21 protein-coding genes are annotated in these 26,540 nt (G+C 43.9%); 8 read left to right on the top strand and 13 right to left on the bottom strand.

Annotated features, from left to right (window positions below; all coding sequences use genetic code 11):
• Positions 1-34 precede the first annotated feature (34 nt).
• Positions 35-1,672: a DEAD/DEAH box helicase gene (locus tag ED652_RS18885; RefSeq protein WP_122055790.1), complete on the bottom strand. Its 1,638-nt coding sequence runs from the start codon at positions 1,670-1,672 to the stop codon at positions 35-37.
• 164 nt (positions 1,673-1,836) lie between these two features.
• On the bottom strand, positions 1,837-3,192 hold the full coding sequence (locus ED652_RS18880) for a diguanylate cyclase (RefSeq protein WP_122055789.1): 1,356 nt from the start codon (positions 3,190-3,192) through the stop codon (positions 1,837-1,839).
• 288 nt (positions 3,193-3,480) lie between these two features.
• Here ED652_RS18880 and ED652_RS18875 point away from each other — a divergent pair, with 288 nt between their 5' ends.
• On the top strand, positions 3,481-4,683 hold the full coding sequence (locus ED652_RS18875) for a DUF3541 domain-containing protein (protein ID WP_122055788.1): 1,203 nt from the start codon (positions 3,481-3,483) through the stop codon (positions 4,681-4,683).
• Between the two features lie 106 nt (positions 4,684-4,789).
• On the opposite strand, the gene ED652_RS18870 is transcribed toward ED652_RS18875, so the two are convergent.
• From ED652_RS18870 to ED652_RS18835, 8 genes are all read right to left on the bottom strand, one after another.
• Positions 4,790-5,401 (bottom strand): class I SAM-dependent methyltransferase, encoded by a 612-nt coding sequence (locus tag ED652_RS18870; protein WP_122055787.1) that lies wholly within the window; start codon positions 5,399-5,401, stop codon positions 4,790-4,792.
• Entirely contained in the window at positions 5,401-6,654 is a 1,254-nt protein-coding gene (locus tag ED652_RS18865) for a HAMP domain-containing sensor histidine kinase (protein ID WP_122055786.1), read from the bottom strand. Before ED652_RS18865 ends, ED652_RS18870 begins: the two co-directional genes overlap by 1 nt.
• Positions 6,651-7,361 (bottom strand): response regulator transcription factor, encoded by a 711-nt coding sequence (locus ED652_RS18860; protein ID WP_122055791.1) that lies wholly within the window; start codon positions 7,359-7,361, stop codon positions 6,651-6,653. Before ED652_RS18860 ends, ED652_RS18865 begins: the two co-directional genes overlap by 4 nt.
• Before the next feature lie 153 nt (positions 7,362-7,514).
• The gene (locus ED652_RS18855) at positions 7,515-10,658 is read right to left on the bottom strand and encodes an efflux RND transporter permease subunit (protein WP_122055785.1); all 3,144 of its coding nucleotides are present in this window, start codon (positions 10,656-10,658) and stop codon (positions 7,515-7,517) included.
• Positions 10,659-10,660: 2 nt separating this feature from the next.
• Positions 10,661-11,893 carry an efflux RND transporter periplasmic adaptor subunit gene (locus tag ED652_RS18850; protein ID WP_122055784.1) on the bottom strand — a complete coding sequence of 411 codons (1,233 nt, stop codon included), beginning with the start codon at positions 11,891-11,893 and terminating at the stop codon, positions 10,661-10,663.
• Positions 11,890-13,323, bottom strand: coding sequence for a TolC family protein (locus ED652_RS18845; protein ID WP_122055783.1), 1,434 nt, complete (start codon positions 13,321-13,323; stop codon positions 11,890-11,892). The genes ED652_RS18850 and ED652_RS18845 overlap by 4 nt, the downstream gene beginning before the upstream one ends.
• A gap of 113 nt (positions 13,324-13,436) precedes the next feature.
• A complete protein-coding gene (locus ED652_RS18840; RefSeq protein ID WP_102282071.1) occupies positions 13,437-13,706 on the bottom strand; it encodes a hypothetical protein in 270 nt (89 codons plus the stop codon).
• 278 nt (positions 13,707-13,984) lie between these two features.
• Positions 13,985-15,193, bottom strand: coding sequence for a NupC/NupG family nucleoside CNT transporter (locus tag ED652_RS18835; protein WP_017110799.1), 1,209 nt, complete (start codon positions 15,191-15,193; stop codon positions 13,985-13,987).
• 614 nt (positions 15,194-15,807) lie between these two features.
• Here ED652_RS18835 and ED652_RS18830 point away from each other — a divergent pair.
• The 4 genes from ED652_RS18830 to ED652_RS18810 all read left to right on the top strand — a co-directional run bounded on the left by ED652_RS18830 (position 15,808) and on the right by ED652_RS18810 (position 18,550).
• Complete coding sequence (locus ED652_RS18830) at positions 15,808-16,284, top strand: hypothetical protein (RefSeq protein WP_099166514.1); 477 nt, start codon at positions 15,808-15,810, stop codon at positions 16,282-16,284.
• 283 nt (positions 16,285-16,567) lie between these two features.
• Positions 16,568-16,837 carry a PTS sugar transporter subunit IIB gene (locus ED652_RS18820; protein WP_009845707.1) on the top strand — a complete coding sequence of 90 codons (270 nt, stop codon included), beginning with the start codon at positions 16,568-16,570 and terminating at the stop codon, positions 16,835-16,837.
• A 10-nt stretch (positions 16,838-16,847) separates the two neighbouring features.
• The gene (locus ED652_RS18815; protein ID WP_017110802.1) at positions 16,848-18,104 is read left to right on the top strand and encodes a PTS ascorbate transporter subunit IIC; all 1,257 of its coding nucleotides are present in this window, start codon (positions 16,848-16,850) and stop codon (positions 18,102-18,104) included.
• Entirely contained in the window at positions 18,101-18,550 is a 450-nt protein-coding gene (locus ED652_RS18810; protein WP_162929963.1) for a PTS sugar transporter subunit IIA, read from the top strand. Before ED652_RS18815 ends, ED652_RS18810 begins: the two co-directional genes overlap by 4 nt.
• Before the next feature lie 232 nt (positions 18,551-18,782).
• Here ED652_RS18810 and ED652_RS18805 read toward each other — a convergent pair whose 3' ends face one another.
• On the bottom strand, positions 18,783-20,048 hold the full coding sequence (locus ED652_RS18805; protein ID WP_122055781.1) for an HD-GYP domain-containing protein: 1,266 nt from the start codon (positions 20,046-20,048) through the stop codon (positions 18,783-18,785).
• Positions 20,049-20,272: 224 nt separating this feature from the next.
• On the opposite strand from ED652_RS18805, the gene ED652_RS18800 reads away from it, so the two are divergent.
• Positions 20,273-20,809 carry a GNAT family N-acetyltransferase gene (locus ED652_RS18800; RefSeq protein ID WP_076667851.1) on the top strand — a complete coding sequence of 179 codons (537 nt, stop codon included), beginning with the start codon at positions 20,273-20,275 and terminating at the stop codon, positions 20,807-20,809.
• Positions 20,810-20,952: 143 nt separating this feature from the next.
• Here ED652_RS18800 and ED652_RS18795 read toward each other — a convergent pair whose 3' ends face one another.
• Positions 20,953-22,302, bottom strand: coding sequence for a HAMP domain-containing sensor histidine kinase (locus ED652_RS18795; RefSeq protein ID WP_122055780.1), 1,350 nt, complete (start codon positions 22,300-22,302; stop codon positions 20,953-20,955).
• Positions 22,295-22,984: a response regulator transcription factor gene (locus ED652_RS18790; protein ID WP_099166512.1), complete on the bottom strand. Its 690-nt coding sequence runs from the start codon at positions 22,982-22,984 to the stop codon at positions 22,295-22,297. The genes ED652_RS18795 and ED652_RS18790 overlap by 8 nt, the downstream gene beginning before the upstream one ends.
• A 645-nt stretch (positions 22,985-23,629) precedes the next feature.
• Between ED652_RS18790 and ED652_RS18785 the strand changes: the two genes are divergently transcribed.
• Positions 23,630-25,624, top strand: a complete 1,995-nt coding sequence (locus ED652_RS18785; protein ID WP_122055779.1) for a bifunctional diguanylate cyclase/phosphodiesterase — start codon at positions 23,630-23,632, stop codon at positions 25,622-25,624.
• Between the two features lie 210 nt (positions 25,625-25,834).
• Positions 25,835-26,365, top strand: a complete 531-nt coding sequence (locus ED652_RS18780) for a hypothetical protein (protein ID WP_102282079.1) — start codon at positions 25,835-25,837, stop codon at positions 26,363-26,365.
• The last annotated feature ends 175 nt before the right edge of the window (positions 26,366-26,540 follow it).

Below are 26,540 nucleotides of genomic sequence, written 5' to 3'. Positions count from 1 at the left end.
CGGACTTTCAGTCCGTAATACTAACCCACCTACTTTAGTAGGTGGTTGTTAAGTTTTGAGCAGCAGGCTTAGAACGATTTCTAGATGGCTTATTACCAGACGGTTTGTTCGTCGAAGGTTTATTGCCAGAAGGTTTGTTAGACGCCGATTGGCTTGATGAACGGCCAGGGCCATAGCTACCACCGTAACCTGATTTCTTCGGCTTACCAGCACCGTTTTGGCCGCCTGAATTGGTGTTCTTCTCAGCGCCTCCAGCAGAATTACCGCGCTTGTAGTTGCTACCATTGTTTCTTACAGACTTATCATCACCAGCAACTGCAGAGTTGCTGTCAGAGCCTTTGTTACCTGAATTAGGCTTGTTCGTATTTGGCTTACGCTTGGGAGCAGAGCCTGAACCAGAAACATGACGCTTGTTCTTGCCTGCTGGTTTGTGTCCGCGAGCATTCTCACCAGAACGTTGACCATCAGAGTGTTCACGTGTCTTTTTCGGCTTCTTAGGCTTAATCGGACGTGAATCCAAACGAGATTCAGGCAGTTTGTTTACCGGTGCAAAACCTTCAAGTTCACGGCGCTCCAGGACTTGCTGAATAAGGCGCTCAATACCAAATAGCTCACCCACTTCATCAGCACATACCAATGAAATTGCTTTACCCACTTCACCAGCACGGCCAGTACGACCAATACGGTGAACGTAATCTTCTGATACGTTTGGAAGGTCGAAGTTCACTACTTGAGGCAGTTGCGGAATATCGATACCACGCGCTGCAATATCTGTTGCCACTAATACTCGTACTTTACCCGTTTTGAAGTTCTCTAGGGCTTTAGTACGCGCGCCTTGGCTCTTGTTGCCATGAATAGGTGCCGCAGAGATGCCTTGCTCATCAAGGAAGTGAGAAAGCTTGTTCGCACCGTGTTTCGTTTTGCTGAACACGAGCACTTGTCGCCAATCATTATCTTTGATCAGCTTAGCGAGCATTGGTGCTTTTTTCTTTTTATCTACTGGATAAATGCTCTGTTCAACAGTTGGTGCCGTTGAGTTTGCAGGGCTTACTGAGATTTCAACTGGGTTGTTTACTAAGCCTTTAGCCAAACCACGAATATCATCAGAGAACGTTGCTGAGAACAGTAGGTTCTGACGTTTTTTAGGCAAGAAAGCCAAGATCTTACGGATGTCGCGAATGAAACCCATGTCTAGCATGCGGTCAGCTTCATCTAACACAAGGATCTCTAGCTGATCAAAACGCACTGCATTTTGATTGTATAGGTCAAGTAGGCGACCCGGTGTTGCCACCAGTACATCACTACCTTTACGCAGTTTTTGCATCTGAGGATTAATTTTCACGCCACCAAACACAACCGTAGAAGTCAAAGGTAGATTGATACCATACTTAACTACGCTGCCATTCACTTGCGCAGCAAGCTCACGAGTCGGTGTTAGTACTAACGCGCGAACTTGATTCTGACGTACGCGAGGACCTTTTGATAACATTTCAAGAATAGGTAGCGTGAAGCCAGCAGTTTTACCTGTACCTGTTTGAGCAGCGGCCATTACATCTTTGCCCGTTAGGACAGCTGGTACGGCTTTCTCTTGGATTGGTGATGGCTTATCGTAACCTTGTGCTTCAATAGCTTTAAGGATCGGTTCAGAAAGGCCAAGGGAGGTAAAACTCATAGATTATTTTCTCAGTTGAATAACATTTAGTATGAGCAACGCGCAGAAAGAAGTCGTTGCTACAGCTTTCGCTCATCAATAGAATTGATAAGGAGCAAAGCGCGGTATTCTGAGGCTTTTCCCCACATTCAGCAACTAAATTCTAATCACAGTTCTAATTCAACCTACATAACTTGTCGCTTCTGTTCGTACATTTTTTCATCAGCTGCTTTCAAGAGCGCATCGACATCATCGTAGTTATTGTCATGAATAACCCAACCAACACTAATTCTAAGGTAAATTGAGTGTGTCTCGTAGACAACTGGCGTCGTACATATCGCCTTTCGAAGTTTAGCCACAATCGACGATACATGTTGATCATCGATGATGCGTGGCAACAAGACTAAGAACTCGTCCCCTCCTATTCTTGCGACGATATCTGAAACACGCAGCTCACTTCTTATGCGGTTAGCACACTCGATCAGTACCTGATCGCCTGCCGCGTGACCATAAGTGTCATTTATTGCTTTAAACCCATCGAGATCGATATTTACAACCGCAAAGGTTCTCGCTCTCTGCTTTTGAGTCGTGGTAAATGCCTGCCGAAGGCTGTACATGAAGTATCGACGATTCGGTAGCATGGTAAGCTCATCATGCATAGAGCGGCTGTCTGCAATGCGGTACAGACGATAAATAGTAAAGAATGCAACCGCTAACACAAGCATGATGGAGTAACCCACCAGCCTAACCCCGTGTATTCGATACCAAGGCACATCCATCAACACATGTTCGTTCCCTGATAGCGCTAAGAACCACCCTCCATAAGGGAAGTTAACTTGCTCAGTGGCAAACGCATTAGCAAATACGTGTTGTTCACCATAGAAAATAGGGCCATCTTTGCCTGAACTATTCGCACCACGAATCGCAAGTTCGTACTTGTTCTCGATTTTCCCAATTCCGACATCTTCAAACAGTTCAGCTAAGTCAATAGCAGCGCTAGATACACCCCAATAGTCTTGATTAAAAGGCGGGTCTCGAAAGATAGGAGTTCGCGTGATGAGGGCTTGGCCACCTTGAAGCAATTCAAAAGGCCCTGCAATAAAAGTGTTGCCAATATTTCGAGCTATCTCAACAGATTCCCATTGGTTTGGATAATCACGATAATTAGTACCGAGAATCTGCTCATTACCTTCCATTGGGTAAACGAAATTAAGAATGTCATCTTTGGCGAGCCCGATAATTCGAATGTGAAATCCATCTCGAATGATGTTTTCGGCTATTTTGTCCCAGCTTTTCATATCGCTTTCTGGGTTTATCGTCACAAGCGTGGAGAAATTATTGAGGATATACATATCCGATACGATAGCGGCTTCTATACGAGATCGAATGATGGAAAGCTGCTTTTTTGCCTCAGAATATGATTCATTTTTGAGGAAAGTTAATTGCTTGGCGTGAAAAACCTCTATGGCTGTCACGACAACCAAGAACAACAACAAAGATAATAATTTGGCAGGCCACTGCTTACTCGAACCACTTGGCATTTACGAACCTCTAACACATTTGTTCTGTCTACTGCCTTGAATCGGCTCATTTCTGGCTAATTCTTTCAGTATGCCGACAAGCTATTAAAAATCCACACTTTGCGTCGGGTCTCATTTCATTATTGAGCGATTCATCACTTCATAGTTAGTTAACTACACTGATTATTAAATCAAAAAGCCTTAATGAACCTTATAAAGCTTACATTGTATTGACCCAAACCTTACACTGAAGGATTCATCAGTGTTATTTTATACTTACGATCAATCAGCTCTTGGTACCTTACGAACATGAAGCTAAAAACGCTAACTCTGTGCACATTGTTATCAGCCTCCGCTACAGTTGCGGTCCACGCACAAGCTACTTCTGATACGCAAACGGCTTTTGACACACAACAGAGTGTTAACATACAAGAGAACAAACAAGCAACAAGCGTACCAAGTGTTCAATCACAAGCTGATGATCTCAACTCTCAAGAACAATCTTTTAAACAGTCTGCCGATCTGATACGCACAACCTACGAAAGCCAACTTTACACTCTGGCTGCATTTAAAGAGGGTCACTATGGTTTACGTATGTATCGACAAACATTAGACGATAAGTATTCCGCCGCCGTATGGAGCGACATGGCACGTGTTGCTAGTAAGCTTAGCGGCCTGTCGAATGACGTTCAAACCATGGAACAAATCGTACTCTACTCAGAAAAGCGCGTAGCTTCGTATGTGGGCGACAACGATGAACGCAGTGTGCGCCGTTACAACATCACCAAGCACATGCCAGAATACCTTTATCTCGGTGTTGACCTACTCGGCTCTATGGCGCGAGCCAATGAATACGGTTTAGAGCACAAGAACGATGCCAAACTTCGTGAGATTATTCGTCGTTACGACTTTTCACGATACGTGACCAATGAAGATATGGTGAAAGCGTGGGCAGCCCAACTCGCTAATCAAGTTTACTGGCTACGCCAATTGGGTGAGCAAGATGTGGTTGATGAGTTTGTCGAAACCTTCAAAAAAGCCTACCCAGATTCGCAAGACAGGAAGCTTTCAAGTCAGCAATATGGCAATAAAATCTATGGCATGACACATGTGATCTTTGGTGATTCAGAATATTACCAACATCAAGTAAGCGAACAAGAACACCAATGGATCTACGATTACTTCAGAGAGAACATTGATACCATTCTGCTGCGCGCTAAAGAAGATGTGATTGCAGAGGTTGGATTAACCTTCTTATTAGCTGGCTTAGAAGATGACCCTGTTGTCGAAAAAACACAACTCGCTATCCAAGCTTCTATCGACAAAGAACATGGCATGATCCCTTCTATCACAGGCGATTTTGACCTTGAGTACGGCGAACACCGCAACGTGTTGGCGATCATGTTACTCGATTGGCAACAAGTAAACGAAGCACCGACGTTAAAAGGCAATCCTAAAGTGTTTACTACGATTCCATATGGGCTAATTGAAAACCAACCATTGAGTAAATAGAAACTCCAGAGTTCATCTATAAAACCCAAAAAGCCGCAAACCTCTCAAGGTCTGCGGCTTTTTCACTCTTACCACATCAACGCTTCATTCTGGCTTAGGTTTAAGTTCAGGGGCAGACTTTGTTCATCACTATCGTGAAATCCCCTTCTGCGTATCCTTCTATCAAGGAAACATCGTCACAGAGTGTTTTACAGAATCGATAGACGCCCTGAGGATGGTAACTCATTAAGGTATTTCGTGATGGATAATAACTTGAGTTCAGCAGATTGAAGATCACCGTATGATTCGCAAGATCAAACATGCGAGTGATCATATCAGTAAGGTAATCTGAATCACGTGAGTTGTAATTGAGCGAACCACTGGCGATAACCACATCGTGTGCTTCGAGGCTCATCTTACTCATGTCACCCGATAAAAACTGGCAGCGTTGTTCTGTGTAGTTTTGCTTGGCCTTTTTTAGGAAGTCTGCGTGTTGATCAACGCCGGTGTACGATTGAATTCGATAGATACTGTCGAGCAGTTCAAACAGCTCACCATAGCCACAACCCAAATCTAAGACACTCTTCCTTTCGAAGTCAGCCGAACGAGCGATCACTTCAAAGCGACACAATTGACTCTCTTCGCTCGTCCAACCTAGAGCTTTAGCCTTGTCACCATTCGAGCGGTTAGTCTGTTTTCGATGGTACCAATACACCTTAAAACGATCACGCCAGTGCATTACGTAAAGTCCACCTGAACTTTTCGACCACCAGCGTGTTCTTGATTGTGGTATTGCCAATCATATTGTGCGAGTAGCCTTTCTGTTAACTCTAAGCCGAGGCCAAAACCTAATTCATTATCTTCGATTGAGCCATCCGTATTGCAATTAACAATAACGACTCTTGAACCCTTTTGGACTATATCCACAGTGCCATTCCCTGTGTGCTGATAGGCGTTCCGAATCAAATTGGTCAGCACAATGCGTGTTAGGCCGGCTGGTAGCTGATATTGTGATTCATCACTCTCTAAGCTAACCGTAACTGGTTTCCCATTGAGTAAGTAGGTCAAGTCGTGGTTTATCTGTTGCAACATATCGCCAAGATGAATGTTATCAAGAGGCAGGTCTTTGTCTTGTTGTCGAGTAAGCCATAATAAGGTTTCCGTCAAATCTGTCATGGTAAAGCCCGCACGCTTGATTCGGTCGACAACTTCTAATTGCTTTTCCGGACTCTTACCCTTTTGAATCAGCTTCTCTAACAGTTCACTATTGGTTCTTGTGACTGCAATGGGCGTTCGTAGCTCATGGCTCGCGTAACCCAGAAATTTCTGCTCTCGCTCTAAGCTGCTTTGAACCGAACTCAAGCTATCACGAATGATACTAGCCAAGGTGTTCAACTCACTAAAATGAAAATCTGGAGTGGGTTCATTGAGGTTATCTTTATCTAACGACTTAGCCCAATTCTTTAACTGTTCAACAGGCGATGCCACTTTACGTAATATCAACACTAAAATAGCGAAAAACAGGACAATCGCAGCTAACGCCGTCAGAAAAATTGTCACAAAATGAGGCAGTGCTTTGTCTTCTAAGAAGTGGTCTTGTTTTTGGTCAAACACAGCCGAAACGTAGCGCACTTCATCTCCTTTCATCACTTTCATGACAAAGTAACCTTCTTTTGGCGGTGCAAAGACTGACTTACCAAGAACCTTTTTTGAGATGACATTTAACTCAACGTTACTCTGTTCAATATAAGTTTGAATGCCTTGTGGTAAATCGCCCCATTGCGTTGCAACCGTAAACTCTTGATTGGTCACAGGCTTGCCCGGCTTGACAACATCTTGTTGAGCTTGAGCAATCATAGAGCCACGCATAGCTACGTCCATACCTGAAATAAAGTAATTTATACTCAATGCTGATAGAACCAAAATCGTCGTTACGCCCGTAACCAAAATCGCCAGCAAAACGTAGATTCTTAAACTTGGTCTAATCTTCATCCTTCTGGTAACTCCTTAATCGCAAACCCTTTGCCCGCAATGGTATGCAGCAGTTTATTGGCTTGTTCAGCATCCACTTGTTTACGTAAATTGAAGATATGCACTTTTAAGCTATTGCTGTCTGGTTGGTCATCGCCCCACACGCCCTGCATGATGGTTTCTCGTGATACCGGATTGGGACTAGAACGCATCAGGATTTCTAATATTTTCAGAGCCGTAGGTGAGAGTTTTAGGGGAGTATTCGCTCGAAACGCTTGATGTTGTTTCAGATCGACTTCTAGATCGCTCACCGATAAACGACTCACCTGACCACTGCGACGTTTTGCCAGAACTAGAGAGCGAACAATCAGCTCTTCCATTGCAAAGGGCTTCACCAAGTAATCATCAGCCCCTTTTGAAAAACCGGTCAGCTTATCATCGAGGGTGTCTCGTGCTGTGAGCATCAATACTGGCGTATCAATACCTTGTGCTCTGAGATTCTCACACACTTGCAATCCGTTCATTTTTGGCAAGTTAAGGTCGAGGATCACTGCGTCATATCGATTACTCTCGATTAAGTTGAGCCCTGCTAATCCATTAGCAGCATGATCACATTGGATGTCTTCTAAATCGAAGTAATCAATAACAGCAGTGGCTAAATCAAGGTCGTCTTCAACCAAAAGTAATTGAAGCTTATCTGTGAGTTTATTGGTGACGGATTCTGCCATCATGACGACCTCTATTGTTAATTGTATTGTGGCTGGTAATGCGCGCTTCTGTAATGCGCTAGCCTATAGAGCCTTAACTGTAATGAACCTAGACCGCGGTTGCTGAGCCTCACTCAGCAATCATCAACCTAGATATCATTAGCTTAGCCATTATTAAGCCGTTTGCTCAACGCCTTTGACTCGATTCGATACTTTAAGGATAAGCGACTTAATCTCACACTGAATCATCAATAACGATGGAGTAAGAATCAGCGTAATGAAGGTCGCAAACAAAATACCGTAGCCTAGCGCCGCCGCCGCTGGAATCAGGAACTGAGCCTGTAAAGACGTTTCACTTAATAATGGCGTCAAACCTGCGAACGTTGTTACCGATGTGAGTAGTACGGCTCTTAGTCGACCAGAACACGCTTCAACAATCGCATCGTGAACCGACTTACCCTGCTCTTTGATTAGCTCGTTAAAACGAGAAACCAACAACAAGCTGTCATTCACTACCACACCGCTCAACGCTAGAATACCGTTTAACGATAGGATACTGATTGTTAAGTCATTCCACCAGTGCCCTAAGATTGCGCCAACAATACCAAATGGAATCGCCGTCATGATGATCATTGGCTGTATATAAGACTTCAGCGGGATAGCAAGCAGTGTGTAAATAGCGATCATCGCGAGCACAAACATACTCATCATGGAACTGGCTGTCTCTTCTTGCTCTTCCGTTTCGCCTGCAAAGTCGACCGTTAACCCTGGGTATTGCGCTTCTAAATTAGGTACTAAATCCTGTTGTAATTGATGCACAAGTTCAGCAGGAGCCACTAAGTCTTTATCTAATACCGCGCTGATGTAAACCGCGCGCTGACTATCAATACGAGTAATCTCTGATACTTGGTAATCTGAATGTACTTCGGCAACCGAACTCAAAGGCACAACCGTACCATCGTTGGCTCTCACGCTAGACTGCTTAATGTCAGCAATGGTTTGACGATCGGACTCTGGGTATCGAACTCGAACTTTCACCTCATCTTTACCGCGTTGGAACTGCTGAACAATGTCGCCACCAAACGCTTGTAACACTTGTTGTGAAAGGCTTGCCGTGTCAAAACCTAATGCGCGACCTTGTTGTGTTAATTCAAAGCGATACTGAGGTTCACCAAGGTCCAAGTTGTGGTCAATGCCACTCACACCATCAATGGTTTGCAGTTTAGCTAAGAACTCATTGCCCGCAGCCGTTACTGATTCTTCATTCCACGCTTTCAGTTCAACTTTGAAGTTGTCGACCATCTCCATTTTAGACAAGACTTTAAGCTTCTTAACGCCCTCCATTTGGCCAACGTTTTCTTCCCACAAATCTGCAAATTCATTGGATGTGTAAACACTGTTGCTGTCGAGCTCAATTCTTACTTGACCCGAATCATCGGCATCAGCGATAACTTGAAGGCTAAGCAGTTCAGATGGTTCACCTTGAGCACCGTATTGCGCTCTCAGAGTTTCATCCGATTTTGCTGCCGCAGCTTCAAGCACCAACAAGTTTTGTTGTGTTTGACCAAAGCTCGCGTCGTTTTGCATCGACATATCAGCAGTTACCGTATCGCCCGGCATATCAGGGAAGAAAGCCACACGAACCGCACCCGTCATTGGCAACCCAGCAACCAAAATAAGCAGTGATAAGAAAACCATCACTACGGCATAACGCAGTTTCAGCGCCCATTCAATCACAGGGCAGTAGATGCGCTTATTAAACCAACCTAACCCAGCATCTGCAGCATGTTGAACACGAGCCCACAGCCCCTTCTTCTCACTGCGCTTAGTGTTAATGTGTGCAAGGTGTGATGGCAGAATGAACTTAGATTCAACTAAAGACAGCAACAAACAGATAGTCACAACCGTGCCGAATTGAGCGTAAATCTGCCCCATTTTGCCTTCAACATTAGCGAGTGCTAAGAAGGCAACAACCGTCGTTAACACACCAAATATGGTCGGTGATGCCACTTTCATGGTGCCTCGAACCGTACTGCCTATCGAGTCCCCCTCTTCCTTACGCGTGGAGTAAATGCTTTCCCCGACGACCACCGCATCATCGACGACTATTCCAAGCGCCATGATGAAACCAAAGGTGGTCATTTCATTGATGGTTAGCCCCATAAAGGTGTCAGTCATGAAGAACATGGTGCCAAAGAATACGAACGGTAAACCCGTTGCTACCCAGAAAGCGACACGCACGTTTAGGAATACCGCTAACACGATGAATACCAGAGCAATACCCGTTAACGCATTCTTCACCAATAGGCTCAAGCGATCTTTGATCATGGTACTTTTGTCGTACCAAGTTTCGATTTCGACATCGCTAGGTAGCATGTTGCTGTTTTCCCAGCGATCTACCACTTGTTGAGCCTGTTCAACGATGCTGACGACGTCTCCGTATTCATCCATCACGATTTGAATCGCCATCGCATTCTGTTGGTTATAACGAGAAAGCATGAAAGTATCGTCGGCAAACATGTCTTCAACGTTGGCAATGTCACCCAGTGTAATTTGGGTACCATCAGTCGTCGTCATCACCGGAATCGCGTTGAAATCTTGGATCTCGTACGCCTGCTCAGACACCTTCAAACGAACTGTTTTTTCGCCATTACGAAGGCTCGTCGAAATAGCCGAAGAAGATTCCGCATTGATCGCTTCAGAGACGTCTGTCAGGGTTAATCCATAAGCTTGAAGTTTATTCTCATCAACCTCGACCGAGATCATTGGATCGGCTTTAGCCTTAATCTCTAAGTCACGAATCGCCGATTGGCTCAGTAAATCCGACTTAAGTTGCTCGGCTAAGCTCTGTAAAGTTGCTCGATCTGCATCCCCATAAAGCTGTACCCATAAGGCGTGGTCTTGCATGCGAGCCTTATCAATCACAGGATTGTCAGCGCCCGCAGGCAGGTTATTGATAGCATCAACCTTAGTTTTAACGTCGGTTAACAGGGTATCAAGATCATAGGTGCTCGTTTTCTCAATCGAGACGTGGCTGCCGTTCGCATCAGAAGTAGACGTAATTCGCTTAATACCCGGCACAGTTTCTAACGCATCTTCTATCTTGATCGCCAAACCTTCTTCTGCTTGAACTGGGTCACCACTGTCATAAGTAACTGAAACTGTGACAACATCGGGTTCAAGACTTGGGAAGGCCTCTTTACGTAACGTGTTAAGCGATAACACGCCAATAATGATCACGCCCACTAACAATAAGTTCGCTGCCACAGAGTTGTTAGCAAACCATGCAATAGCGCCTGTATGCTGCTTGTTTGACATGATTAACCCTCCGCCTTAGCCAGAACGACCATGCCTGCTTTAAAACTGCTTAACGGACGCTTTACCACTTGCATACTGTCGCCAATTTCCACGTTCAGTTTGGTAGGATCGATGTAAATCAAACCGCCCTTTTCAAACTCAACATCCGCGTTGGATTTAGAGAGCTGACTGTTATTATCTACGAACCATAGGTCGCCTTGCTGAGAAAGAGCTGAAGCCGGAAGCTCCCACAATTGAGTGAGTTGCTTGCCCGAAATAGTGGCTTGCACGAACGTGCCTGGATAAAGATCTTTCTCTTGCTCCAAAGGGTTATCGACTTTTACGATCAGTGAACGCTGACGCGTGTCTTGTTGTAAGTGCTGCTCTACTCGCTCGACATAGCCTTGCCACTGGTATTGGCCATCAGAACTCGACAGAGTTACTGGCCACGGCTGCTCTTTCAATTGCGTGTTATCGCTGTTGGGTAGGCTCAACCATTGGTTTTCAGAAAGAGGAACAGAAACTTCAACCTCGTCGATGCTGTATAACGTAGCGATCTGTGCGCCCGTTTGTGCGTAGCTTCCCGGTTGAACATCACGACTCACGACCAACGAATCAAAAGGGGCAACCAAGGTTGTTTTTTCGAGGTCTTGTTGAGCCTTGACCAATTCAAGCTTGGCGTTCTCTAGAGCTGCTGTTACTTGTGCCAGTTGTGGCTCACGTAATACTAATGGAGAGTCAGGCTCACCAGACAAACCCGAACGTTGCCATTCAGACTTAGCTTGCTCGCCTTGTCTTTGTTCTTCCAATAAATCCAGTTGAGCTTGAGCAACATTCGCCTTTGCTTGCGTTACCGCTTGTTGGTAGCTGGTCGAATCGATATTGGCGATCACTTCGCCTTGGCTTATCACTTGCCCAGTTTCAAACTGTGAGCTTATTGTTTCTACTCGGCCGCCAACTTCCGTCGAAAACATCAATTCATAACGTGACTTCGCTTCCCCGTAACCCACAACCTCTGCTTGGTAGTCACCAAGAGTGGCAAGTACCACTGACACTTGTTGCTGTTGCGATGCAGTAGGCAAAGTTGTCGTTTCAATAGAATTAGTGTCAACAACCTTAGCTTGAGGTTCTGAAACCGTGAGTTCATTGGCTTTTTCTGGAGCAGGAGACACTTGAGAACCGTTGTAAGCAAGGGCTGCAAAGATGCTTGAACCAGCTACTAGAGTGATGGCGATTGTGATGGTATTCAGTTTCATGAAGATACTCCCAAGCCCAGAGCTAGGCCTAAATCAATTCGGTTTACGAGACGGTTATAAATGGTTTGTGTTAGCTGCGCTTCAAGGTCATAGGTTTGTTGTTGAACAGAAAGTAGATCAAAAATGTCGACCAAACCCTGACGGTACTTCTCTTCATAGCTGGTGAAGCTGCGTTGTGCGCTCACCAAGGCGTTCGTTAGGTGTTGCTGCTGAAGTGTTAGTGACGACTCTTGTCCCATCGCATTTTCCACTTCATTCACCGCATTCAGCAGTGCTTCTTGGTAAGCCCAGTAACTGGTTTCTGTGGTTAGGTCTGCAATCTCAGCCTGTGCTTTAAGCTTGCCACCTTGAAACAGTGGTGCTGATACTTGACCAAGTGCGCTCCACAAAGGTCCAGTCAGCAAGGCTTCACTCGGTGAGTCCGCCATGTCAGTTAGGCTTGCTGATAAGCTGATAGACGGCAACATCGCTTTGTATGCAGCATCAGCGCGCAGAGTTTCCGCTTCGATATTGAAGAAAGCCGCTTGAAGATCGGGACGACCTGCCAGATCTTGTGTCGGCATGTTATCTAGCGGGTTAATGATGGTTGGGAAAGAACCAAGTTCAGTAAGCGATAACTCGTCAGATTCGCCACTCCACTGCCCAGTTAACAAAACTAATTCACGTCGGCTTTGTGCAAGTTGCTCACGGTAGTCAGCTAAAGTCGCCTGAGTCGATGCGCTGCTGGTTTTCGCGTTATCTAAATCTTCAAGGCTACCTAGCCCTGCTCGGTAACGTTCTAGAACAAGTTCTTCGTTGTTTTCTAGAATCACTAAGCGCTGCGTTTCAATATCAACAAGCTGCTGTTTCAAACTGATATCAAGCCAACCTCTCATCACACTCGCGACCAAAAGATCTTGAGCGCCCTGAAGGTTAGCTTGAGATGTCGCAATGTCTTTTAAAGCGGCGTTGTTTGTGTCTGCTAGTTTCTGCCATAGGTCCAACTCCCAACCAACCGTCACATCTGTGGTATAGGTTTCAGTGGTGCTTGAACCGTTGGTGCCTTCGTCAGCTTTTCCTGAAAAGCTCGCATCTACGGTTGGTAAGCGATCGCCAGACGTCACACCTTGCTGTGCATAGGCTATTTTGAGTGCTGTGATGCTTTGTTGGAGGCTTGGACTGTTCTGCAGAGCACGCTCGATATAGAGATCGAGTTCTGGTGCATTAACGAGGTCAGTGAGTTGCAGGTTCTCAGGGTCTCGATCTTGTTGAGTAGACGCTTGATCACTAGAAGCCTGTTGAATCAGCTCTGAGAGTAAGCTTTGTTGTGTCTGATTAGTATTTTGTTCGGCTAGCGATACGTAATCAGCCTGACTGGTTGAAGTACAACCGATCAAACCAATTAGAGCGAGCGCGATAACGGAATGTTTTAAAGGAAGATTCAATTTCATCTTCTTGTCTCCTGTAAGAATGGAGACAAGATAACGAGCTGGAGGTTAAGGGAGGGTTAAGGCGAACGTTAACCTAAAAGAAAATACATAGAGCGTACGTTTAAACTTCTGATTTACGCTTGTGACTTGCTTGAGAAGAGTCCACCGATCTTATAACCAATCGCATAGCTAACCACTGCGACAGTCACAAACACCAAAGCTGAGAAGACATAAGCCACCGATGCTGCGACGCCAGTGCCCCATACTACGCTAAACACCAAACCGAGATACGCTTCTTGCGGCCACTGATAGATAGGAAACTGAGTACCACCAGCAATAAGATAAACCATCGCAAACAAGCCGATGAAGGTGGTGATAAGACCGATGAGAACGCGCATATTCATGGGAAGACCCTTGATTAATTGGACTTGGTTGCCGTTATTCTTAATCGAAATCGAATGTTCTTAATCGCAACCTAATGATATTCAAGTATATCGGATAAAAGGCACTGGCTCTATTACTCTTCCGAGTGAGCCTGAAACGTAATAGAAATAATGAGAGAAGTGGTTAAGTCCGAATAAGCTTAACGAGCAGGCACAAAAAAGCGGACACCCTTCTTACGTAAACTCCGTAAGTAAGGTGCCCGCTTTTAGTGAATCTAGCTGTTTTTGCTAAATCTAGATTAAAGCAGGATGAAGATACCCGCTAAACATGCACTCATTAAGTTTGCTAGCGTACCAGCAGCTACCGCTTTCAAACCTAGGTTAGCAACTTCAGCACGACGCTCTGGTGCCATAACACCGATTGAACCCAGCTGAATTGCGATAGAACCAATGTTAGCAAAGCCACATAGAGCAAACGTCACGATGACTTGGCTGTGTTCAGATAGCAGAGCTTTGTTCTCAACGAAATCGATGAAAGCAACAAACTCGTTCATTACGATCTTCTGACCAATGTAAGAACCCGCCATTAATACTTCATCACTCGGGATACCAATCAGCCATGCTAAAGGCGAGAACAAGTAACCGAAGATAGCTTGCAGCGTAATACCCGCAAAACCGAACGTCTCACCTAAGCTTTCTAGGCCGGTGTTGACCATGGCAATCACACTCACGAATGCAATCAACATAGTACCAACGGCTACCGCTACCTTCATACCGTTCATTGCGCCGCTTGCCAGTGCATCGATCACGTTGCTTTGGTCAGCTTTATCGAGTTCGATATGGTCGTAGTCACTTGGTGTGCTGCGCTCAGGAACAATGATCTTCGCCATTAACAGACTACCCGGAGCTGCCATGAAGCTTGCTGCGATAAGGTATTTAAGTTCAACACCTAAACCAGCATAACCACCAAGCACACTGCCCGCTACCGACGCCATACCGCCCGCCATTACAGCAAACAATTCAGAACGAGTCATAGACTTTAAAAAAGGACGAATAAGAAGAGGAGACTCACCCTGAGAAAGGAAGATATTACCTGTCGCAACCAAAGATTCAGCTTTACTGGTGCCCAGCAGTTTTTGCACTGCCCCACCAAGAACTTGAATCACTTTTTGCATGATGCCTAAGTAATAAAGTGCCGAGATCAAAGCGCTAAAGAAGATGATAATAGGAAGTACGCGAATCGCGAAAATGAAACCATCAGTAGCAAGGTCACCGAAAAGGAAAGCGATACCAGCGTCCGCAAAACCAAGTAGGCTTGAAACACCATTGCTCATGCTCGTTAGTGCCAATTGTCCCCATGGGAAATACAACACTAAGGCTGCAAAACCAATTTGAAGTAACAATGCACGAGACACGGTTTTCCAGTTAATAGAAGAGCGACTCTCAGATAACAGACATGCGCAAGCAATCAGTGCAATAACACCGACAAGACCAAATAGAATATTCATAATGTGTCCTAGTAATCCTTAAAGAGTGAACATGAGCCAAACAAATGACATCAAAGGAATAGGACAAAGAACCGCAAGCAAAACGCTACGCGATGAAGGAGCTAACAAGGTTAGCGAGTGTGACAACGAGTTGTTCATGTAAAAAATCACCTTATACAAGCAGTGGAACGTAGCTGGTCCGGTCCGTGGGGTCATTCACATATCCATGTGACGGCTTGTATTGGCTAAGCACCGGCTTAAAACCGGAAAAGAAGTATAAACAGTTAAGTGAGACTTTCATCACATTTCTTAACGCAAACGTTCGCGCGGTCAAGGATTAAACAAAACGCGGTGTTTATCATCATCTACGTGCTTCAAAAGCTGTAAACAATCTGTATGAGATTGATTTTGGAATGTTAAATCTTTAAGAGTAATCGAGTAATCACTCGGTTAATTCTGTGTCATTCTTTAAGCTTTTCTGTGCTCTACCTCATTTCCGAACACTTCAATATTCATCTTGAGTTTAGATACGTATATACTTTGTTTGATCTCACAAAATAATTATCTATAAAATTCCAATAGAGCTGATTAGATATAACGGCCTTCGAGACTAGGAGAGGAAACACGTGAAGAAAATGGACGCTCCACACGACATGACGAACGGAGCTAAATTCAAAACAAATAGACATGGCTATGTGACAGTAGTTGAATATTATAATACCCATACTGTTATTGTCGCGTTTGAAAATACCGGAAATATCCGCGCTATCAGTGCGGCGAAATTACGTACAGGTCAACTTACCGATCGTTCTGTTGCGCCTGAATCAATTATGATTGGTGAAAAAGTTGAATCCGTTAAACATGGCATTCTTACCATCACTCAAGTTGAATCTGAAAATATTGTCGTACTCACAAATGCTAATAACGAAGAAATTAGAATGTTATTACCCGCTGTGCAAAAAATGAAAGATAAAGTAGAAGAAATCGACAATGAAAAAACCGAGACGCCAAAACCAACCTCTCTGAGTCAATTAACCAAAAGAAATAAAAAGACCAAAGACGTTAATAATATGCTTAAGAAGATGCTTACCGACTACGGTCGATACGATTAGTGTATTAATTCCACTATAAACTCCACAATATTCACATTCCGATAGCCAAATAAAATAAGCCCTGTCTTTCTCAATAAAATACGTTGCATATTCGAGTGAAAAGTTAAATTTGATCAAAGTCTCACTCTGGATTTTTGCTACAAATTAACGAGATCCGCATCACAATCTCATTCTGACTTTGTGATGCAAGTCTTATTGAAATCTCAATATTTCCATTACTATGCTCTCACACAATAAGAGAACGAAGCTTCTCAACCCTTAAAATCCAATTGAGACAAATATTATGAAAAAGATTCTTGTAGTTTGCGGTAACGGCCTTGGTACTTCACTTATGATGGAAATGGCAGTAAAAGAAGTAGCTAAAAAAATCGGTTTCGAAGCAGAAGTTGATCACGAAGATCTATCATCTGCAGCATCAAGCAATGCTGATATTTGGGTAGCAGCAACAGACGTTGCAAACCAACTAAAAGAAGGCGGAAAAGAGAACATCATCAGCCTTAAAAATATTTTTGACAAAGCATCAATCGAAGAACAACTAAAAACTTTCATGTAAGGTCAAAATTATGCAAAACTTTTTCGAGTTCATGCTCGGCTTATTAAAAGAGCCAGCGATCATGGTAGGTTTAATTGCTTTTATTGGCCTTGTTGCACAGAAAGCAGATATTTCTACCATTCTAAAAGGCACAATTAAAACCGTAATGGGTTTCCTAATTTTAGGTTTTGGTGCTGGTGCTCTTGTTGGCGCTCTAAATAACTTTTCAGTTGTATTTACAGAAGCATTTGGTGTACATGGTGTTATTCCAAATAACGAAGCGATTGTGGCATTAGCACAAGAAGCATTCGGTTATGAAATGGCTCTAATCATGTTCTTTGCATTCGTTGTGAATATTTTATTGGCTCGTTTAACTCCTTTAAAATATATTTTCTTAACGGGTCACCACACCATGTTTATGTCGATGCTAGTGGCAGTTATTCTGTCTTCAGCTGGCATCGAAGGAACCGTTTTAGTCGCTATTGGTGCAATTCTTGTCGGCACACTGATGGTTGTGATGCCTGCACTAGGCCAGAAGTACACTGAAAAAGTAATGGGTACAGACCAACTGGCTATCGGTCACTTCTCTACCCTTTCTTACATCGTGTCTGGTTTCATTGGTAGCAAGTTCGGTGACACATCGAAAACAACGGAAGACATTCAAGTTCCTAAAAGCCTGATGTTCCTACGTGACACGCCAGTTGCAGTAGCAACAACCATGGCTATCTTCTTCATGCTTGCGTCTATTATTGCTGGCGGTGAGTTTGTAGAAACGGTATCAAGTGGTCAGAACTGGGTTGTCTTCACCTTCATGCAATCTCTCATCTTTGCGGGTGGTGTTTACATCGTACTGCAAGGTGTGAAGATGCTGATTGCTGAAATCGTTCCTGCATTTAAAGGTATTTCGGACAAACTAGTACCGGGCGCAAAACCTGCTCTTGATTGCCCTATGGTGTTCCCAGTAGCGCCAAACGCAGTACTTATCGGCTTCCTATGTTCTTTCGGTGCTGGTCTACTCGCAATGGCAGTACAAGGTGCACTTGGTTGGACAATCATTGTAGCGGGCGTAGTTCCTCACTTCTTCGTTGGTGGCGCGGCTGGTGTTTACGGTAACGCAACTGGCGGTTTACGCGGTGCAATCCTAGGTTCATTTACGCAAGGTCTGTGTATTTCATTCCTACCAATGCTGCTACTTCCAGTACTGGGAGGCCTTGGCCTTGAAGCAACAACATTCGCTGACTTCGACTTCGGTGTGGTTGGTCTGATTCTAGGGTGGATTGTTTCATGAGCCTGTTTGATTTAGTTGGTAACCAAGGCGTTATCATCAACTCTGAAGAAAACCTAACGGTTGATGCGGCGATTGATGTGACATGTTCAACACTGCTAGCGAGCAACAAAATAGAAGTAAGCTATGTTGAAGCTATCAAGCAAAAGCACAAGGATATTGGCGCGTACTATGTGCTTGCACCAAAGATTGCGATGCCTCATGCTCGCCCTGAAGATGGTGTAAACGAAGCATCACTGCAAGTGACAGTATTCAAGAAGGGTGTTGATTTAGAGTCGGAAGACAACGGTAACGTTTATCTTTCAATCACTCTAGCAGCCATGGATTCAGATAGCCACATCCATACTATTATGGCGCTGTCTGAACTGTTCCAAAATGATGATGACATTGATGCCATTATCGCAGCGGAAACAGAGCAAGCGATCATCGAGATCTTAAAGCGATACTAGCTTCAATTTTTAGGTCTTAACCTTTAGCTCCTGCTGATGTTTATCTCCTAAAAGCCCCATTAAAAAAGCGATAGCCTCGGCTATCGCTTTTCTGGTTCTGGTTCTGGTGCTTAGTCATTTATCTTCTAACATGACTTGCCAATACGTGGTTTACAAAAATATATGGTTTACAATTACACGACTAACAAGTGCATCACACCAACGCCTCACAACCAATAAGCATTCACTATCGTTAAAACGCAAACATTCTTTTATCGGTCGATAATTCAAAGCAGTATTGCGCGTGTTTTTCAAGGCATTCAAACACTTCTCTATCTAACTTATAGTTTTCAACATGGTCTCTCAAAATCGCCATCGTCTGTTCTAACGTCATACCCGCACGATACGGACGTGACTGAGATAATGCTTGGAATACATCCACCACAGCGACGATCCGACTCGGTTGATCCAAATCTTCTGCCGTTTTGCCCATCGGATAACCTGAACCATCTAATCTTTCATGATGATTGGATGCCCACTGGCAAACCTGAGGAGAACTAAACAACTCTTGCAGTGCAAATCGAGTATCCGTTGCATGTCGCTTAATACAACAGTACTCCTCTTCGGTCAGCAAATCCGGCTTATGAAGAATGTCATTAGGTGTTTGCAGTTTGCCGATATCATGAACTAGCCCTGCTAAATAGAGTTTGCGCTGAGTTGTGTATGAATAACCCAACTGCTTGGCGAGATATTCTGAAAGTTGCCCAACCTTCAAAGAGTGCTTAAAGGTAAATGAACTCTTGGTATCAACCACATTGGCAATGAATTCGGCAAAAGCCACGGTTTCATCCAGCGACATTTGTTGAGAGAAGAACGGCACAGGTTCAAAGTTGTCCCGCATGTTTTCAATGTAAGGAATCTCCATCGAAAACCAAAAATCGTCCAGATCGACTAACTCACACATATGTTGCACCAGATTGGTTTCGAACATCTCGTCCGCTTGTTCAGTCAAACGTTCAATAATGCTCGCTTTGCCATCCGGTGTCAGGTTTCCATACCGATCTGAAGAAGTGATGCCGTAAAGGTAGTCTACTCGATCTGCGAGCATGACAATCGCAGCCAACTCTTTTTCTAACTCACTGATCGGCATCGCTTTAAGCTCAAGCCAAGGGGTATGGTGATAAAGCACCGGCTTAGCGAATATAGAAAGAACCGGGCACTCTTTTAGGATTTGGTAGCCCTTTTGACAATGGTGGTAGCTCGCATCTGGAACAAACCCTGAGGTCAGGCTGAGCTGCTCATCAATTTGCGATACGCCGCAGTCGTGAATTAACCCCAATGAGAACGCAAGTTGTGCCTGCTCTTCTTCCCACCCGACACTCAGAGCACATCGATACGCGATGTAACCCACCCTCTGTCCATGATTTTTGCTTTCAAAACCGACGTTATCAAGCGCCTTCGCAATACCAAATAGAGCCTTTCTAAGATCTACGGTTACATTCTGGCAATGTTGATTCATTAGTTAAGCCTAGCATTTTTATAGTTTTTATATATTTAGGTTGCCAATACTAATGCATAGTTAATGATTATATACACAACTATTGTAAGGTTTAATGAGTTTCGTGATAGAACTAACGTATCACGTAATATTCGTGATACAAGTTGTTGCATATTGTTTATTATGCGACATTATATCCTGCTGTTAATCGTACATTTTCAAACCAACCGAGGACAAAAACACGTATGTTCGAAACTGTTATAGACGAAGAACTCTCCATCGCATTAGTCGAAGAAAGCTTTGCTGCCCATTACGCTGACTATTCACAAAGCCAAAATGAGTATCTTAGCCAGTGGTTAGCATGGCCACCGCACTGTAAAACAGAGCAAGATTTTAGGATTTTCATCCAACGCTCATTACACGATTATGCTGAAGGGAAAAGCATGACATGTGCCATCGTGTATCAAGGAAAGATCGTCGGTAACTGCAGCTTCAATACCATCGACCACAATACCAAGAAAGTAACGATTGGTTATTGGTTGTCACAGACTCAACAAGGCAAAGGCATCGTCACTCGTGTGGTTCAAAAACTGATTGATATTGCTTTCAATGAGTTAGATATGGAAAAGATTGAAATATCAGCCGCTACTGAGAACATGAGTAGTCGTAAAGTTTGTGAGCGCTTACATTTTACATTGGAAGGCATCATCACTTGTAACGAGAACTTGAATGGTCGCATCATCGACCACGCTATTTATGGCCTGCATCGTTCAAAGAGATAAACGATAAGCGATAGCTATTTGAAAGTTCTAGAGAGTAGCTAGCAAGTTCACGATAAACACCTGTAGATTAAAAATAACAAAGCCACGGCATTCGACCGTGGCTTTGTTATTTTACGAGCCTAAATAGATCTTAAAGCACCCAGTTATACGACCTTAGGAATCACGATACTGAATTTTGCGCCGCCGTGATTGCTGTCATCGGTCTTGATATCCCAAGCAAGCCTCTTAGCCGCCGAAATGGCAATCGCAAGCCCTAACCCCGAGCCTCCCGTACTCGACGTTCTGCTTGAATCTAGGCGAGAAAATGGCAGAAAGACTTCATCGCGTCTATCTTCTGGAATCCCAGAACCGTTGTCTTCAATAACCACCAGCCAACTCTCCGAGTTTTCATCCAGAGTCATCCAGATTTTATCTTGTGTATAGTTACCCGCGTTCTTGAGAATATTATCGAACACTAAACGAGCCATCATGCAATCGCATTTAATATTGAAGTCTCGCGTTATCTTAGATTCAAAGATGATGTTGTCTAATTCCGAGTAACGAATCCTATCCAAGCAATACTCAGCAAGATCCGCTCTCACTTTCACCAACTCAAAGAAAGAGTTATCCATCACGTTCAACTTCGACAGCATGATAATTTCTGAGGTCAGCTCGTTGATGTCTTCAATATAACTATCAATGTCGTCAAACAATGCTTGATGATGACTTGGTGCCCCTCTCCTCAATAGATCCGTTGCTAGCTGTATACGACTCAACGGCGTACGAACTTCATGTGGGATGGCTTGGGCGAAGATATGACTTTGCTTAACTTTACTTTCGATCTCTTCAGCCATGACGTTAAAGCTGCAAGCAAGATCAGACACTGGATGTATCTCATCCATACTAGAACGGGTACTCAACTTACCTCGACCAAACTGCTTCTGCTTCTCGACGAGTAACTCGATTCTTTCCTGAAAGCGTCTCACCGGTAAATAAACACTTGCACCAATCGCCACGATAACTGCCAACAGTAGCCCTAATAGGAAATGCCTTTCAGAATCCTCATACCATTCAATATCAGGCGAGAAGAAATCCCCTACCTCGCTAAATGCAAAGCTAAATTTGGAGTTGGGCAGTTGAAATACAGCCGAATAGAGATTGTTCTCGCTGAGGTAAATCGGAACACCATTTAACCTTGTATACAACTCGCATTTTTGGCAAGGAGCCTCTCCCGACCAATTTTCTAACAGGCGTAAATTGAAGATATAAAATTGTTGGTAGCCTGTTTTATCGAGTTCTTGGTATAGCGAGTTCTCTTGATTGCGCTGGCGGATATATTGTTCAACAAAGTAAGAACCATCGTTGAGAAACGTTTCTATCTCGGTTCTTCGCATATGCCCTTCACCAAGATTCAAGAACAAGAAGATCGTCGCCGACATCCCAATGACTATACCGAGGTATAAACGAGCGAACATAGAAACCGAACGAAACTTGGTAACAATAAACTTACGCAACCAGCATGTACCCCTTGTTACGAACCGTACGAATCAACTGTTTGTCTTTTGCATGTATACGAAGCTTGCGACGTAATCCTGAAACTCGCATATCAATCGAACGATCATTAAACGCGTAATCAATCCCTCTGAATAGCTGACAGCACTGATCGCGAGTCACGACCTGACAGATGTTATTGACAAGAAGGTTGAGAATTTCAAATTCAGCAGAGGTTAACTTGAGGTTTTGACCATATAACGTGGCACTTTGAGCCGTAGTATTAATGACAATATCACACTGTTTTTCAGTACCAGTATCCATTGTTTCAACCGCAGGCGAAGCTCTACGCAACAAGGCTTCAATGCGAGCTAACAACGCGTGTCCGCGAATAGGCTTAGTCACGTAGTCGTCTGCACCAAATTTAAATAAGCTAACTTCACTCATCTCATCTGCTGAAGCGGTAAGCACCAAAATGATTCCGTTGTAAAATTCACGAGCCTGGCGGCAAATTTGAGCACCACTCAAACCTGGTAACATCAGATCCAACAGAACAAGATCAGGTTCAGTATTACGAATCGCTTCAAGTGCTAAATTCCCATCATGAACAACGCTGACATTGTAACCTTCCGCTTCGAGATAAAGCGTCGTTAAACGAGCGATCTCTTGGTCATCTTCGACAATGAGCACTTTGGTTTTCGACATTCCTATCACCAGTATTTATTAAAAGCGAGGGCAGTATATATACTGGTCATATATCATCAATGTTGTTATTAGAGCCTTTAGTTTACCGTACGCAAAACATTGTAATCACTTTTGTACATACACGTTTACAAAACACATCGTTCAACAACCCGTACGCCTTAGTTTATGAAGGCCCAACTCAACGGGAGGAATCACTCTTAGGGCTTTACATACTCATCCAATGCTTACATTTGCTTTATTTTCTTACGCGCACTTACATTTAAAGCGTTTACAAATTCCAATCAAATCAACTACCCACATACCCAGTACATATCAGTTAATAGCACTGAAAATGAATAGATTAGCGGCCTAAAAAACCGCTCAAATGAACTTACAATCAAAAGAAATCGATTACCTTATTAGTTAACCAGTGTTTTCCATTATTAAGCACACGACAACGCCTGTTAAGCGATCGGCTCTTCACGTACCATTCACCCAGCTAATAAATTGAATCCATATAAGCATTAATCACGTCATCACTGGGTTCTCTTTAAGATGAATAAATCGCTTTCACTGCTGCTAACCACCACAGCTTTGATTTCAAAATCGTCTTCTACTGACGGTTAAAAAGCCAGATTCCAATTTGATCAGCGGCCTACTGAATGTATGAGTTCAGTAGGCATCGATCGCCCCAAATATCAGTTCACCGAGTTCAATATGATGACAAGTTATCAACCTTTCGAGTATCTCCAGTGTCCAATTTGGATATATGACATTGATAATAAGAGAATAACTTGGGCAAATAGCAGCGCCCTCCCTCTCTGGGAGTCTGAGTCCTTATTTGAACTGACATCGCGCGATTTTAGTGTCGAGATGTCCAAGGCGATAGAAGCCACTCTTGAAGAGTATCAAAGACAGTTTTTACGAGATGAAAGCATCAAGACATGGTGGAACTTCACACCCAAGTACATTGCTAAGCGGGCGCTGTGTTTGTTCTCTGGGATCCCATTACCAGATGGCCGTACCGGAATGCTGGTACAGGTCATCGCTGAAGAAGGCAGCCTAAAGCACGACCTCGCTTGCTCTGATGGCTCTAACCTATCCCTTTTGTTTGATAGATCGGGAGCGGTAGTGAGTGCTAACTCTGCATTTTCCCAAAACTATGGATCACCGTTTACCACCCTCTCCGATTTCGTTTCAAGTGAAGAAATAGCCGACCAATGGTTATTTTCAGCACGTAAAGGCCGAGAGATTTTAGAAGAAGTTAGCTGCCAGATTGGTGATAAAGCGCATCATTTTGATGTACAGGGAAAGTGGTTATTTGATAAGAGTGAACTGCTGTTAGAGCTGACTTGCACCACCAAACAAAAAGAGAAGCTGATAAAGGCCAGATACAACGCGGAGCACGACTGCTTAACTGAGCTTTATAACCGTCGTGGCATCACCAACCTTCTGGAAACCAGTATCGCCTATCGCTCCCCCTTTGAGTTGATGTTCGTTGACCTTGATGGCTTCAAACTGGTTAACGACACTTATGGACACAATGTCGGCGACCAGCTACTCAAACAAGTGGGTGAACGTCTGAAACAGCTCGTTGATGAAACCTGCATGATTGGTCGATTTGGCGGCGACGAATTCATCGTGATCGCCCACACCTGCCGAAACCACAACATCCCGTTACTTTGCTCGCGTATTATCGATGCCTTAAACCGCAGTTTCCATATTAGAGGGATTGGCACCTTGTCTGTGGGTTGCAGCATTGGTACGGCACATTTCCCAGACAATGCCGTAGATCAAGAGTCGTTGCTGAAACAAGCAGGGATGGCAATGCACATTGCCAAAGCGAATGGTCGAAATCGTTTCCAAACTTTCACCCCTAACTTAGCGCAGATCCTTCATCGGAAAGTAGAAATCCGCCATCGATTGACTCAAGCCTTAGAAAACGACGATCTTAATCTGCATTATCAACCGATCATGAATATCAACAATGACAAGGTGAAAGGGTTTGAAGCGCTACTCCGATGGTCAGACAAAGAACTGGGTAACATTGGCCCTGATGAATTCATCACATTAGCGGAAGAAACAGGTCAAATCGTACCGCTAGGAAAATGGGTGCTCAATTCAGCACTCAAGCAGTTATCGATATGGCATCGGGAGTTTGATAGTGAATTGATGATGAGCATCAATATCTCGAGTATTCAGATGCATGCAACCTTTGCTGAACAGCTGTCGGCAATGCTTAACTTCTACAATATCAACCCTCAAAGCATTGCCCTTGAAATCACGGAATCTTCAATGATTTTCAAACACGGTGAAGTTAGGCAAGCACTGAACGATATATCGAAACTGGGTGTTGAGCTTCACCTCGACGATTTCGGGACCGGCTATTCTTCTCTCTCTATGTTGCACGACCTGCCAATTAGCACGGTTAAACTCGATAAAAGCTTTGTCCACGGTTCACACAAAGGGAGTAAAGCGATTGTCCGAGCAGCTCATGCAATCTGTGACAAATTGGGGTTAAAAGTGGTGGCTGAAGGCGTCGAGACAGAACAACAAAAACCGTTCCTCATCGACTGTGGTTACCGCTACCTTCAAGGGTTCTTGTTCAGTAGGCCTATCCCCTCAAATGAAGTCGAAAGTCGATTTCTCACCGTAGGATAGGTGAACACTTAACATCAAAATCGCCTCGACTCTTCAATCCATATAGAAAGGGGCGCCGTTATCTCTTTTGATACGGAAAATTACACCGATTCACCTGTAGGGGACTTTTGCCAGTTCTTGTTTAGCTCATTCTTGACTCTGTCGCGACTCATATTTGAGTCTCGTTCTTTTGTAAACTTTTTCCATCTTAACCAAATGAGAAAGAGAATCATGAAAAAGAACACCTTCGTTTTACCAGCCATCGTAATTTCAACGGTATGTATGTCATTGTCTGCATTCGCAAATAGCCGTGACAACTCTATCGAAGCTGGTGTGACCTTCATCGGAAATCAAGAACTGGCAAGCTTCGGCTATAGTAAAGAGTTGTCGAACAACATCGTTGTCGGTGGCGGTTTCTCATTAGGAACGGAAGCGGTAGATTTAAATGAGCCAAACTCACAAGATGCATGGGGCTTATACTCCAACATTGGCTACAAATTTGAAATCGCTGAGTTCGATATTATCCCTAAGATCGGTATTAACTATCTGAATGCGGATGTGAGATTTGACGACTCAGCATCTAACGACATCAATATCGACAATGTCTATGGCTCAATAGGCACAACGGTTAACTGGCGCATGATAGGCTTAACGGTGGATTACGGTAAGATCAATGATTCTGCAATGGTGCCTGATGGTTCAGGTGGCACAACACCATTTGAAGAAGACGTAGTACGCGTTACCGCAAGCTTCAATTTCTAGCTTTTAGCTTTCTACCTCTCACCAATAGAAAGCAATCGAGAGCTCCTATTAGTCACCTAATTAGGAGCTTTATTTTTAACCTTATACGGAAATCTACGTCTGTTCCCCTAGGGGGCAGGGCTCATACCGAAATGACAAGAAAACAGCACTACAATTGGTCACGGCCTACGACACT

The sequence above is a fragment of the Vibrio sp. Evd11 genome (assembly GCF_900382755.1).
Lineage (GTDB): Bacteria > Pseudomonadota > Gammaproteobacteria > Enterobacterales > Vibrionaceae > Vibrio > Vibrio lentus.
Note: the sequence above shows the minus strand (reverse complement) of the source record. Positions and strands in the feature narration are given on the sequence as shown.

Bases quoted from the DNA above. Each gene is read 5' to 3' on its own strand.
- ED652_RS18885 (WP_122055790.1), bottom strand. From the start codon at position 1,672: ATGAGTTTTACCTCCCTTGGCCTTTCTGAACCGATCCTTAAAGCTATT.
- ED652_RS18880 (WP_122055789.1), bottom strand. From the start codon at position 3,192: ATGCCAAGTGGTTCGAGTAAGCAGTGGCCTGCCAAATTATTATCTTTG.
- ED652_RS18875 (WP_122055788.1), top strand. From the start codon at position 3,481: ATGAAGCTAAAAACGCTAACTCTGTGCACATTGTTATCAGCCTCCGCT.
- ED652_RS18870 (WP_122055787.1), bottom strand. From the start codon at position 5,401: ATGCACTGGCGTGATCGTTTTAAGGTGTATTGGTACCATCGAAAACAG.
- ED652_RS18865 (WP_122055786.1), bottom strand. From the start codon at position 6,654: ATGAAGATTAGACCAAGTTTAAGAATCTACGTTTTGCTGGCGATTTTG.
- ED652_RS18860 (WP_122055791.1), bottom strand. From the start codon at position 7,361: ATGGCAGAATCCGTCACCAATAAACTCACAGATAAGCTTCAATTACTT.
- ED652_RS18855 (WP_122055785.1), bottom strand. From the start codon at position 10,658: ATGTCAAACAAGCAGCATACAGGCGCTATTGCATGGTTTGCTAACAAC.
- ED652_RS18850 (WP_122055784.1), bottom strand. From the start codon at position 11,893: ATGAAACTGAATACCATCACAATCGCCATCACTCTAGTAGCTGGTTCA.
- ED652_RS18845 (WP_122055783.1), bottom strand. From the start codon at position 13,323: ATGAAATTGAATCTTCCTTTAAAACATTCCGTTATCGCGCTCGCTCTA.
- ED652_RS18840 (WP_102282071.1), bottom strand. From the start codon at position 13,706: ATGAATATGCGCGTTCTCATCGGTCTTATCACCACCTTCATCGGCTTG.
- ED652_RS18835 (WP_017110799.1), bottom strand. From the start codon at position 15,193: ATGAATATTCTATTTGGTCTTGTCGGTGTTATTGCACTGATTGCTTGC.
- ED652_RS18830 (WP_099166514.1), top strand. From the start codon at position 15,808: ATGGACGCTCCACACGACATGACGAACGGAGCTAAATTCAAAACAAAT.
- ED652_RS18820 (WP_009845707.1), top strand. From the start codon at position 16,568: ATGAAAAAGATTCTTGTAGTTTGCGGTAACGGCCTTGGTACTTCACTT.
- ED652_RS18815 (WP_017110802.1), top strand. From the start codon at position 16,848: ATGCAAAACTTTTTCGAGTTCATGCTCGGCTTATTAAAAGAGCCAGCG.
- ED652_RS18810 (WP_162929963.1), top strand. From the start codon at position 18,101: ATGAGCCTGTTTGATTTAGTTGGTAACCAAGGCGTTATCATCAACTCT.
- ED652_RS18805 (WP_122055781.1), bottom strand. From the start codon at position 20,048: ATGAATCAACATTGCCAGAATGTAACCGTAGATCTTAGAAAGGCTCTA.
- ED652_RS18800 (WP_076667851.1), top strand. From the start codon at position 20,273: ATGTTCGAAACTGTTATAGACGAAGAACTCTCCATCGCATTAGTCGAA.
- ED652_RS18790 (WP_099166512.1), bottom strand. From the start codon at position 22,984: ATGTCGAAAACCAAAGTGCTCATTGTCGAAGATGACCAAGAGATCGCT.
- ED652_RS18785 (WP_122055779.1), top strand. From the start codon at position 23,630: ATGAGTTCAGTAGGCATCGATCGCCCCAAATATCAGTTCACCGAGTTC.
- ED652_RS18780 (WP_102282079.1), top strand. From the start codon at position 25,835: ATGAAAAAGAACACCTTCGTTTTACCAGCCATCGTAATTTCAACGGTA.